This is a genomic window from Janthinobacterium breve (assembly GCF_051380895.1).
In the GTDB taxonomy this organism is placed as follows: domain Bacteria; phylum Pseudomonadota; class Gammaproteobacteria; order Burkholderiales; family Burkholderiaceae_D; genus Janthinobacterium.
The window spans coordinates 264,685-275,645 of the sequence record NZ_JBNYXY010000004.1 but is presented as its reverse complement, the minus strand read 5'-3'; the positions used below and the strand labels follow the sequence as shown (position 1 = coordinate 275,645).

Here is a 10,961-nt window from a genome sequence, read left to right as displayed (position 1 = left end):
ATTAACTCCTCAGTGCGTGGCCATGGCAGGACGGCTGCGTGTAGCGATCGCGCGTCCCGCCCATGGCAAAAATTCCAGCATCAGTAACAACAGCGCAATCCACAGGCCGGCCGTGCCGATAATCCCCAGCAAGCCGTCGTTCCCCATCGGCAGGTGGTAGTCGTACAGGCCCGCGCCCGTTTTCGGGATCGTCTGGCCACCGATGAAAATCGTCCAGCGCATCATCCAGGCGCTATGCAGTGCGATCAGGCCATTCACCAGGCCACTCGTGGCCGGGCGCCAGATGGCCAGCGCCATCGGCACGATGGCTGACAGCACGGCCCAGACAGCCGTGAACTGCCATTGCGGCATGCCGGCCACCTGGGTAAAGGCCATGCTATGGCTGGCGCTCACGCCAGAGAGACTGACGAACAGCCAGCCGCCGCCCAGGGCCAGCACCAGCGCCAGCGACAGGGCCAGCGCGCGGTTCAGCGACACTTCCAGCGCCTTGTCGCGGCCCGGCAGGAAGCGGTTGAACAGCAGCGCCAGGCCAATGGCCCCCAAAAAGGCCGTGGCGGCAAATTGCGCCGGCAGGAAAGGCGTGAACCACAGGGGACGGGCACGCACCACCATCACTTCCATGCCCGTGTACAGGCCCACGACAAAGGCGGCGAGCAAGGTGAAGGCGGCGGCAAAGCGGATGGCACGCAGGGAGGCGGCCCCACCGCGCCCGGCCAGGCGGCGCAGGAAGGCCAATCGGTCCTGGCCCTGGCCCCGCGTGGCGAAGTCCACGCGCAGCGCCAGCCATGCGTACAGCATCAGACAGCCCAGGTAGAGGGGAATGAAGAACGAGCCCCACGACATCCACGACTGCGGCTGGAAGTAAATATAGAAGTGATAGAAGCGGCCCGGCCCGTGCAGGTCGGCCAGCAGCGCCACAGGCGCCGTCATGCCGCAGACGAGGGACGCCAGCAGCGCGATGCGTCCCAGGCGCTCATACGCCTTGCGGCCGAAGACGAAGTACGGCAAGGTCAGCATGAAGCTGCCATAACTGAGGCCGATGAGGAAAAAATACTGCACCGCCCACGGCAGCCATGCCGCTTCGCGCGTGACGTTGAGAATTTCGGTGATGTGGCTGTCCATGGTTTATTTCCCGTGTTTGCTCGGTTGCCAAAGTGTCGCTTCGCCCTCGACGTGGCCGGCGAAGCGCGTGTCCAGTCCCAGATAAAACACATGGGGCTGGGTACCCTGTTCGGGCTTGAGCACTTTCACCTTGTTCTCGGTGAGCAGCTGATGCACCATGCTTTCCGGGTCATTCAGGTCGCCGAAGATGCGCGCGCCGCCGACGCAGGTTTCCACGCAGGCCGGCAGCAGGCCTTCGTCGACGCGGTGCGCGCAGAACGTGCATTTGTCGGCCTTGCCCGTTTCATGGTTGATGAAACGCGCGTCGTACGGGCAGGCCTGCACGCAGTAGGCGCAGCCCACGCAGCGGTCGCCGTCGACGACGACAACGCCATCCTTGCGCTGGAAGGTGGCGCCCACGGGACAGACGGGAATGCAGGGGGGATTGGCGCAGTGGTTGCACAGGCGCGGCAGCATGTAGGTGCCGCAGCGGTTCTCTTCCTTCACTTCATAGGTCGAGACGACGGTGCGGAAGCTGTTTTCCGGCACGGCGTTTTCCATGATGCAGGAGACCGTACACGCCTGGCAGCCGATACATTTCTGCACATCGACCACCATCGCCCAGCGCTGCCCGCCTTCACCCTTGGTGGCGGCCTTGCCGGGCAGCGGCGCGATGGCCGCCCCGATGGTGACGGCTGGCAAGGCGCGCAAGAAACTGCGGCGCGATTCAATCATGACACTCTCCTTGACTATGGGCGGCAAGCCCTTGTTGACTTGCTGCCATGATAGAAAAGAAGGTGCTACGGGGCTATTGGGGTGATAGTGCGGAAGCCTAGATGATCATGCCAATTGACAGGACCGGCAATGCGGAGTAGGTCTACAACTCATCCAGAGAATACAGACGACGGTGCTCGCGGATCGCGTAGCGGTCCGTCATGCCGGCGATGTAATCGGCGATCTTGCGTGCCTGCTGCGTCACGTCGCCATCCTTGAGTTGATAGTCGGGCGGCAGCAGGGCCGGTTCGGCCATGAAGCTGTCATACAGTTCACGCACGATGCGGCTCGCTTTCACGCGCATGCGGTTGACCTGGTAGTGGCGGTACAGGTTCGCCCTTAAAAAGCGTTTCAGGTCAGTCGCGTCCTTGCGCATGGCATCCGAAAAACGGATCAGCGGGGCACTGGCGCGCACTTCGCTGACGTCGCGCGGCGCCGCGTCAAGGATCAAGGCATTCGACGTGACGATCAAATCGTCGGCCAGCGCCGTGATCAGGCGGCGCAGGGTTTCGTAGATGGCGCGTCGGCCAGACAGGCCGGGAAACGCCTGCTGCACGTCGCGCCACAAACGGCCGAAGAATTCCACCTCTTCCAGCTGGGCGATGGTGATCAGGCCGGAGCGCAGGCCATCGTCGATATCGTGGCTGTTGTAGGCGATTTCATCGGCCAGGTTGGTCAGCTGCGCTTCCAGCGTCGGTTGCGTGCGGTCGATGAAACGCTGGGCCACGGGACCCAGTTCGCGCGCATGCGCCAGCGAGCAGTGTTTCAAAATACCTTCGCGCGTCTCGAACATCAGGTTCAAGCCGTCGAAGGCGCCGTAGTGCTCTTCTAGGGTATCGACCACGCGCAGGCTTTGCAGGTTGTGCTCGAAGCCGCCGTGCGCCTGCATGCATTCATTGAGCACGTCCTGGCCCACGTGGCCGAATGGCGTGTGGCCCAGGTCATGCGCGAGGGCGATCGCTTCGACCAGGTCTTCGTTCAGGCGCAGGTTGCGCGCGATGGAGCGGCCCACCTGCGCCACTTCCAGGCTGTGCGTCAGGCGCGTGCGGAACAGGTCTCCCTCGTGGTTGAGGAAAACCTGAGTCTTGTATTCGAGACGGCGGAAGGCCGAGGAATGGATGATGCGGTCGCGGTCGCGCTGGAACTGGCTGCGCGAGGCGTGTGCCGGTTCGGCAAAGCGACGTCCCTGCCCCTGTGCCGAGTGGGCCGCATACGGGGCGAGGAAGTCTTCGGGGGTCATGCTTGCTGTACTCCGGCGGCCAGGGTGGCCAGCACCAGTTCGTGCGGCGCAGACGTGATGCACGGGCTGCCCAGAGGTTTCAACAGGATGAACTTGATGGCGCCGCCCTCGTTCTTCTTGTCCACTTCCATCAGTTCCAGCCAGCGCTCGACACCCAGGTCCGGCGCCTTGACCGGCAAGCCGGCGGCGGCGACGAGCTTGCGCACGCGCTCCACGGCTGTCTGGTCGATATAGCCCATGCGGCAGGACAGGTCGGCCGCCATCACCATGCCGCAGCCGACGGCTTCGCCATGCAGCCAGTGGCCATAACCGAGGCCCGCCTCGATGGCGTGGCCGAAGGTGTGGCCGAAATTCAGGATGGCGCGCAAGCCGCCTTCGCGCTCGTCCTGGCGCACCACGTCGGCCTTGATTTCGCACGAACGGGCGATCGCATACGCGAGGGCGCCCTTGTCGCGCGCCATCAGCTTGGCCATGTTCGCCTCGATCCAGTCAAAGAAGGCAGCATCGATGATGGCGCCATGCTTGATCACTTCGGCAAGGCCGGCCGACAGCTCGCGCGCCGGCAGGGTTTCCAGGGTCGAGGTGTCGGCGATCACGGCGCGCGGCTGGTAGAAGGCGCCGATCATGTTCTTGCCCAGCGGGTGGTTGATGCCCGTCTTGCCGCCGACGGAGGAATCGACCTGCGCCAGCAAGGTGGTGGGCACCTGCACAAAGCCGATGCCGCGCATGTAGCTGGCCGCCGCATAGCCGGTCAGGTCGCCGATCACGCCGCCGCCCAGCGCCACCAGGGTGGTCTTGCGGTCGCATTTATTGGCCAGCAGCGCGTCGAAGATCTGCATCAGGCTGGCCCAGTTTTTATATTCTTCGCCGTCCGGCAGGACGATGCTGATCACTTCGCGGCCATCGCTGGCCAGCGCCGCCTGCAGTCGGCCCAGGTACAGAGGGGCGACGGTGGTATTGGTGACGATGGCCACCTTGTGGCCGCTGATATGGCGCAGCAGCGCATCGGCGTCGGCCAGCAGGCCGGGACCGATGGCGATCGGATAACTGCGCTCGTCGAGGTCTACGCTCAACAACATTTTGGATTGCTCGTTCATCGAAGGCTCTGCATGAATGACGCAGTTGGGCGAAGCCTCGCATTCGAGGCTGGCCAGCTGCATCAGGATGGTCTGAACCATCGATTGTACGTTAGGACGGCCCGTGTCGATCACAATGTCGGCCACTTCCATGTAGTGGGGCTCGCGCTGTGACGTCAATTCTTCCAGCTTGCGGCGCGGGTCGGCCGTCTGCAGCAGGGGGCGGTTCTTGTCGTGGCTGGTGCGCGCCAGGATGTTGCTGACGCTGGCGCGCAGGTACACGACCGTGCCCCGCTCCTTCAGGTAGGCGCGGCTGTCGGCGTTGAGGATGGCGCCGCCGCCCGTGGCCATGACGATGCCTTCCTGGGCGCTCAGGTCGCGGATGACTTCGGCCTCGCGCCGGCGAAAGCTCGCTTCCCCCTCGATTTCAAAGATCCACGGGATGGTCGCTCCCGTGCGTGCCTCGATTTCGTGGTCGGAATCGACAAAGCGCAAGCCCAGCTTGCGGGCCAGGATGCGCCCGATCGTGGTTTTGCCTGCGCCCATGAGGCCTACTAAAAACAGATTTTGCATTTGCTGCGACAGTTAATTTGGATTACGACATTCAGTGGCCTGCCCATATGGACTGACAACGCCAGGCGGTGCCGTATCCGGACGATTGAAGTCCGTATTGAGCCCCGGAAGCAAAGTGTAACCGACATAAGTTGCCTCCGTCCCGGAACTATTGCCACGAATCGTCAATTCGACGTCCAGCCAGTTGGCCCTGTCGCGCGGATAAGTCAGGGTGACGGTCGCCGTTCCCGAGCTGTCGGTCTTGCCGCCGGTCGACAGATTGAGCGGAATACCCGGGTCGAGACGGCCATTGAGGTTGATATCGTTATTCGGATTGAAGGCGCCACTGCGATCCCTGTCTTCATTCTCACACGCGTTCGCTGTCCTCACAACAATCCACGAAGTGGCAGCCAGCGAATATTGCAAATAACCCTTGTAATAATAGCGGGGCCAGGCGGCGGCCGTGATGATCACGTCAGGCACGGGGTTACCGGCGGCATCTGTCACAAACACGCTGTACGTCTTGCGATAGGTGCTGCTGTCGGAAGCGTCGAGCGCGTTGCCGCTGCCGGCACTGATAAACAGCGATTTTTTCGTCACCGTCAGCTTGACCGTAGCGGCACTGCTCGACACGCCCTGCAGTTGCGCCTTGACAACGACGCCATCGACACCGGTGGTGCCCTGCCCCGCGATATAGCTGACCGTGGCCACGCCATCGCTGTCGGTGGTGACCAGCGAAGGCGAACTCAGGGAACCATTGCTGGCATCGGCCTGGATGGAGAAGCTCACCTGTGCATTCTTGACCAGGTTATTTTCCACCGTGCCATCCCGTACGATGGCGCGCAAGGCGCTGCGCTGCGCCGTGCTGCCAGCAGTATTGGCGCCGATGACCGCCGGGTCGGCTTGCAGGCTGATTGTTGCCTGGGCGGTCAATGGCGCGACAAACTCCACTTCCGACTGCACCGAGACGCCGCTGCCTTCGTATTTTGCCGTGAGGGCGGTCAGGCCGGCACCACTGGCCTGTACGTAGGCGATGGCATTGCCGCCCACCAGCGTCAGCGGCCCCTGCAACGGCGTGCCGCAGGCGGCGTCCTGGTACATGGCGCCGCGCGAGGTGCTGAAACGCACACTGCCCGTTTGTGGCACGCCAGCCACATCGCTATGCACCATCACGCCATAACAGGTATTCGTATTCAGGCTAGTCAAGGCAACGTTGCCGCCCGACACGGCATTGATCGTGAAGTTCGATGCATTGATTGCAATAGGCAACACGACACTGTCACCCTGCGCCTTGACGCTGATGCTGTCGCTGCTGCCAGATTGGGCGTTGTAGCTCAACACCAGTTGGCCGTTATTGTCGGTCAACGCGGGACTGGCGCCGCCACCTTTGACCGTGAGGGCATTGCTCAGGGCGCTGAATGTCACGGGCTTGCCGATGAGGGGATTGCCGCTGGAATCGACCAGTTTGACCACCATGTCGGTACTCGTCTTCAGGTTCACCGTCGAAAAGGCACTGATAACCAGCCGGGTGCCGCTGACGCCGATGTCCGTACTGGCCGTCTGCGCACCTGCGCTGGCCGCGACCTTGATCGTGCGCAAACTGGCGTCGCCCCCCGTATTCAGGCTGACCAGCGCCTGTCCCTGCGCGTTGGTGCTGACCTTTGTCGCGCCCAGCGCGCCCGAATCGGCGCTGAATGTCACGCTGGCATTGGGTACGACGGCATTATTGGCATCTTTGACAAAAGCGATGATGTTAACAGCGGTGCCGCCCGACGAAGCCAGGGTGCCGCCGGAAGACGTCAGCAGCAAGGTGGCAATGCCGGAGGTGACGGGCACCACCTTCACCACCACGGGGGCCGATTCAACGCCGCCGCTGCTGGCCTTGAGGGTGATGTCGCGCAGGCTCGCATCGCCTTTCACGCTGAGTTTTTCCGTCACCGTGCCATTCGCATCGGTCACGCGGTTGGTATTGCTGATGGTGCCGGAACTGGCGGTGAAGGTCACCGTTTGTCCTGTCATGGCATTATTGCCAGGATTTTTCACCACTGCCGTCAGCACGACTTCCGTGCCGTCCGCGCCCGATGCAAGAATCGTTGTTGCGCCAGCAACCAGTACCACACTGCCGACACCGGCATTCGCGCCATCCTTGACGCCCAGGGTCGGATCGCCGCCACCACCGCCACACGCGGCCAGCAAGGTGCCCAGCGCCAGCAAGACCAGCCAATTCGATACTCGACACCAATAAGTGTAGCCAAAAAATACATGCTGTTTAGTCGCCATCAGTCCGCTTTCGTTTGTATTGTTACTTAAACGCAAAGATGTGACATTAACGTGTTGCTGGCCGATCTGCCACTATTTTCGGCGTAATAAACACCATCAGTTCGGTTTTTTCTTGACTACGGCCCGTGCTGCGGAAAAAAACACCGAGCACGGGGATGTCGCCAAGAATCGGCACCTTGCTGTCCGTGCCCCGTTCGGACTGCTGATAAATGCCGCCCAGCACCACCGTGCCACCATCTTCCACCATCACCTGCGTGCGCACGTGCTTGGTGTCGATGGCGAAACCGGAACGCGTTTCCTGGCCCACGCTATCCTTGTTGACATCCACTTCCAGCACCACGTTGCCGTCCGGCGTGATCTGCGGCGTGACTTCCAGGCGCAGGTTCGCCTTGCGGAACGTGATCGACGTGGCACCGCTACTGGTGGCTACCTGGTACGGCAGTTCGATGCCCTGCTCGATCAGCGCCAGCACCTTGTCGGCCGTTACTACGCGGGGGCTGGAAATGATCTTGCCTTTGCCGTCCGCCTCCAGCGCGGACAGTTCCAGGTTCAGAAAACGGTTGGCGGCCGCCGAAAACAGGCTCAGGGCGAAGCTGGCCGGCGGCAAGCCGTTGATGCTGGCGGCCGGCAAGTTGACGAATTGCGTGTTCGGCACGAAGGCGCCGGCACCGGCCACCGTTTGCCCCGTCGCCTCGCCCACACCCTGGTAGCTGCCGCCGATGGCCGCGCGGCGCCCGCTGCCGCCCAGGGAAAAACCAGGTACCTGGCCCGCTGCCAGGCGCTGGTCCGTAAAACCCAGGCGCGCGCCCAGGTTGCGGCTGAAACTGTCGTTCGCTTCGACAATGCGCGCCTCGATCATCACTTGCCGCGTTGGAATATCCGTCTTGGCGATCAGCTGACGGATCTGTTCCAGCCGCGCCGGCACGTCGGTCACGAACAACTGATTCGTGCGCGGCTCGATCAGCACGCTGCCACGGCGCGACAGCAAGCGGCTGCGCCCCTCGCCCGCGTCCAGGCCGAACACGGTGCGGAACGCTTCCGCCTTCTGGTAGTTGAGCTGGAAGATGGCCGACTGCAAAGGTTCGAGTTCCGCGATCTGCGCGCGCTGCTCCAGTTCCAGTTTCTCGCGCGCCAGCATTTCCTCGCGCGGCGCGATCCACAGCACGTTGCCATTGCGCCGCATGTCCAGGCCCTTCGCCTGCAGCAGCACGTCGAGCGCCTGGTCCCACGGCAAGTCGCGCAGGCGCAGGGTCAGGTTGCCCGCCACGCTGTCGCTGGCGATGATGTTTTGCCCCGACGCGTCGGCCAGGATGTGCAGGGCCGCGCGCACGCCCACGTTCTGGAAATCGACGGAAATCTTCTCGCCGGCATACAGGCGCGGCGCCGTCACCTGCACCACCGCCTCATCCCCGGCCAGGGCGGCGCCGTGCAGCAAGGTCCAATATATCGGGCACATCCACACAGACGGCTTCATGGCGTGGCCTCCGGCACGCCGACTTTGGCGTCACCCGTTTTTTGCAGGGACAGGCTGCCGTGCCGTTCGCGCCACCCGCCGCCCGCGTCCGGCAGCAACTCTTTGTACTGCAGCGCCTGTTCGCTGATCCGCGTGACCCGGCCATGGTCTGGCCCCAGATACTGACCCACCGCCACACGGTACACACGCTGGCCCGTCAGCAGCAGCGCGCTCAGGCGTCCGGCCTGTTGCACGCTACCGACCATGCTGATGGCCGGCAAGGCTACGCTCTCCAGCGGTTCGCGCGCACGCTGCGGGTCGGGCCCCGCCACGCTGCCACGTTGACCCGGCGCGCCGGCGGCCGGCAACGCATCAAAAGGATCGGCCAGGGCGGCGGCTTCGTAGGGAGAGGGCGCGACAGCGGCAAGCGGGCGCCATGCCGGTGCGGCGGCAGACGCGCCTGCCTTGGGCGACAAAGCCGCTTGCACCGCCCGTTCCCCCGCATCGGGCAAGCGATACGCCTGCAGCACGGCATCGAGCGTCAGCAAACGATCCTTGCCGAGGGTCAAGGCCAGCTCATGCACCGTGACGATGCGCGGCAAGCGCGCCAGATATGCCAGCAGCGCGCCCATGGCGTGATAGCCGCCGCGCAACTGTATGGAGATCGGCAAGGCGACATACTGCGCTTGCGGCCGGGCCGCCCCCGGCTTGAACAGTGAGAACTGCAGACCGCGCGACTGGCCTGCGGCGTTGATGTCCGTCAACAACACCGCCATCGCTTGCTGGTCGGGCAACTGCTGTTCCAGAAGAGCCAGCTCGGCGCCAGCCTGGCGCTGCTGCGCACGCCATTGCGGCATCAGGCTGGCCCTGGCCTGCGCCGACAGATACTGGGCGCGCAAGCGGCCTTCTTCCCTTTGCGCCGCCTGCACGGCAGCCATCATGCCATCCAGCCAGGCGGCATGCAGCAGGGCGGCCACCAGTATGGCAGACAGGGCAGCGCAAGCGAGGCGCACCGGTAGCGACCACTGCGACGCGGTCTTCAAGCTCAGCATGATCAACCTCCAGGGCTAGGGTACTCTGGCGCTGGCCAAAGCCAGCCGTATCGTCCATTCCACCGCGCCGTCGGCCGCGCCGCGCACTTCCAGCCGCACTTCCACCAATTCCGGCCGCGACCAGGGAGCGGCCTGCTCCAGCGCCTGCAGCAATGCCGCCACTTGTTCCTGCGAGACCGCGTGTCCTTGCAAGCGCACCATCGCCGATTCCTGGCGCACACTGTGCAAGGCCACACCGGCTGGCATCGCTCGCGCCAGCGCGTCCAGCATGCGCACCCAGGCATTGCGTTGTTCTTGCAAACTGGCAATGGCCTGCTGGCGCAGCACCAGCTCCGCCGTCTCGCCCTGCACCCGCTTGCCGGTGACAAGGATGGCATTGACTTGCTGCATGGCATTGCGCCAGCCCTCCTGACGGCGCAGCTGCGCGTCGAGTTGCTGTTGCAGCCAGGCGCCCGCCGCCAGCACCAGCAGCAAACCCAGCAGCGCCCCACCGGCCAGTTGCCACAGCAGCATCTGCATACGCCTGCGCCGCGCCGCCTGGCGATGCGGCAAGAGGTTAATGCATGGCACTTGCGCCACGCTCTTCATCGGGCGTACCGGTGCAAAGCCAGCCCCCAGGCCAGCTGAAATGCCAGGCCGCTGTCCGGCAAGGTTTGCCATCCCCCTTGTGCAACGGCCGCCTGGCGTGCCAGTGCCTCGCTATCCATGACGAAGGGCGTCAAGCCGGCCGCCGTAGCCGCATCGAGGCGGTGCTGCACGCTGGCGCGCCGCGCCGCCACCAGCAGCACTTCGATCTCCCGCTGCGTCTGGCCGGCAAGCAGTGGCGCCGGTCCCAGCTGGTAAAAATCCAGGCTGGCGTCTTCCAGCGCAAACGGCATGTATTGCGCCGCCTCCAGTTCCACCAGGATTTCCAGTTGTTCCTCGGGCAAGCCCGCTTGCAGACGGATCACATGCGCGATCAAGGCCGTGGCCGGCATGGCCAGCGCCACGCGGGTGCAGGCGCTGCCACTGTTGCGGCATGCCAGGCGCACGGCGGTGGTCAGGCCCGGCAGATCTTCGACATTGCCTTCAAGCATCACTCCTGCAGCCAGCGCGGCGCTGCCGCAATGCCGGCACGACAGTTTTCCCCGCCGGCGTCTCAACTCGACCACGCGCACGGCATCGTCCGCCATGTCGACGCCCAGCAAGCCGATGCCAAGAAAACTGCGGATGGACATGTTTTTCATAGAGAAACGTGACGGTGCGAGGGGTTCCTGCCATCCGAAAGCCTAGTCCTGGCAGCGCTGGCTTGTAAATGGATTTCACGCTGGTGTCTGCGGCGCGCGGCGCCTATCTGGCCCGGCCATGATCTGGCGCAGAATAATTGTTACCAAATCCTGGTTGCCAGCGGGCCAATACACGCTTATATAGAGTATCGACAAGTGTCGACACTC

The 10,961-nt window shown here is 63.7% G+C and carries 8 protein-coding genes and 1 pseudogene; all 9 read right to left on the bottom strand.

Translation table 11 applies throughout. The features are described from left to right. Positions 1-9 precede the first annotated feature (9 nt). Complete coding sequence (nrfD, locus tag ACQ4W0_RS09270; RefSeq protein ID WP_436576462.1) at positions 10-1,122, bottom strand: NrfD/PsrC family molybdoenzyme membrane anchor subunit; 1,113 nt, start codon at positions 1,120-1,122, stop codon at positions 10-12. A 3-nt stretch (positions 1,123-1,125) separates the two neighbouring features. Further along, the gene (gene dsrO, locus ACQ4W0_RS09265; protein WP_071079747.1) at positions 1,126-1,836 is read right to left on the bottom strand and encodes a sulfate reduction electron transfer complex DsrMKJOP subunit DsrO; all 711 of its coding nucleotides are present in this window, start codon (positions 1,834-1,836) and stop codon (positions 1,126-1,128) included. Between the two features lie 142 nt (positions 1,837-1,978). Further along, the gene (locus ACQ4W0_RS09260) at positions 1,979-3,115 is read right to left on the bottom strand and encodes a deoxyguanosinetriphosphate triphosphohydrolase (RefSeq protein ID WP_436576461.1); all 1,137 of its coding nucleotides are present in this window, start codon (positions 3,113-3,115) and stop codon (positions 1,979-1,981) included. After that, entirely contained in the window at positions 3,112-4,737 is a 1,626-nt protein-coding gene (gene aroKB / locus ACQ4W0_RS09255) for a bifunctional shikimate kinase/3-dehydroquinate synthase AroKB (protein ID WP_436576460.1), read from the bottom strand. Before aroKB ends, ACQ4W0_RS09260 begins: the two co-directional genes overlap by 4 nt. 39 nt (positions 4,738-4,776) lie before the next feature. Next, positions 4,777-7,023 (bottom strand): Ig-like domain-containing protein, encoded by a 2,247-nt coding sequence (locus ACQ4W0_RS09250; protein WP_436576459.1) that lies wholly within the window; start codon positions 7,021-7,023, stop codon positions 4,777-4,779. 46 nt (positions 7,024-7,069) lie between these two features. Further along, positions 7,070-8,395: pseudogene (locus tag ACQ4W0_RS09245) on the bottom strand (type IV pilus secretin PilQ); the annotation flags it as partial. Positions 8,396-8,493: 98 nt separating this feature from the next. Continuing rightward, complete coding sequence (locus ACQ4W0_RS09240; RefSeq protein ID WP_436576458.1) at positions 8,494-9,528, bottom strand: pilus assembly protein PilP; 1,035 nt, start codon at positions 9,526-9,528, stop codon at positions 8,494-8,496. A 15-nt stretch (positions 9,529-9,543) separates the two neighbouring features. After that, on the bottom strand, positions 9,544-10,041 hold the full coding sequence (locus ACQ4W0_RS09235; protein WP_436576457.1) for a PilN domain-containing protein: 498 nt from the start codon (positions 10,039-10,041) through the stop codon (positions 9,544-9,546). A 71-nt stretch (positions 10,042-10,112) separates the two neighbouring features. Continuing rightward, the gene (pilM, locus tag ACQ4W0_RS09230) at positions 10,113-10,754 is read right to left on the bottom strand and encodes a pilus assembly protein PilM (protein WP_436576456.1); all 642 of its coding nucleotides are present in this window, start codon (positions 10,752-10,754) and stop codon (positions 10,113-10,115) included. Positions 10,755-10,961: the final 207 nt, after the last annotated feature.

Coding starts and splice junctions, on each gene's coding strand:
- nrfD (WP_436576462.1), bottom strand. CDS start 1,122: ATGGACAGCCACATCACCGAAATTCTCAACGTCACGCGCGAAGCGGCA.
- dsrO (WP_071079747.1), bottom strand. CDS start 1,836: ATGATTGAATCGCGCCGCAGTTTCTTGCGCGCCTTGCCAGCCGTCACC.
- ACQ4W0_RS09260 (WP_436576461.1), bottom strand. CDS start 3,115: ATGACCCCCGAAGACTTCCTCGCCCCGTATGCGGCCCACTCGGCACAG.
- aroKB (WP_436576460.1), bottom strand. CDS start 4,737: ATGGGCGCAGGCAAAACCACGATCGGGCGCATCCTGGCCCGCAAGCTG.
- ACQ4W0_RS09250 (WP_436576459.1), bottom strand. CDS start 7,023: ATGGCGACTAAACAGCATGTATTTTTTGGCTACACTTATTGGTGTCGA.
- ACQ4W0_RS09240 (WP_436576458.1), bottom strand. CDS start 9,528: ATGCTGAGCTTGAAGACCGCGTCGCAGTGGTCGCTACCGGTGCGCCTC.
- ACQ4W0_RS09235 (WP_436576457.1), bottom strand. CDS start 10,041: ATGCTGCTGTGGCAACTGGCCGGTGGGGCGCTGCTGGGTTTGCTGCTG.
- pilM (WP_436576456.1), bottom strand. CDS start 10,754: ATGAAAAACATGTCCATCCGCAGTTTTCTTGGCATCGGCTTGCTGGGC.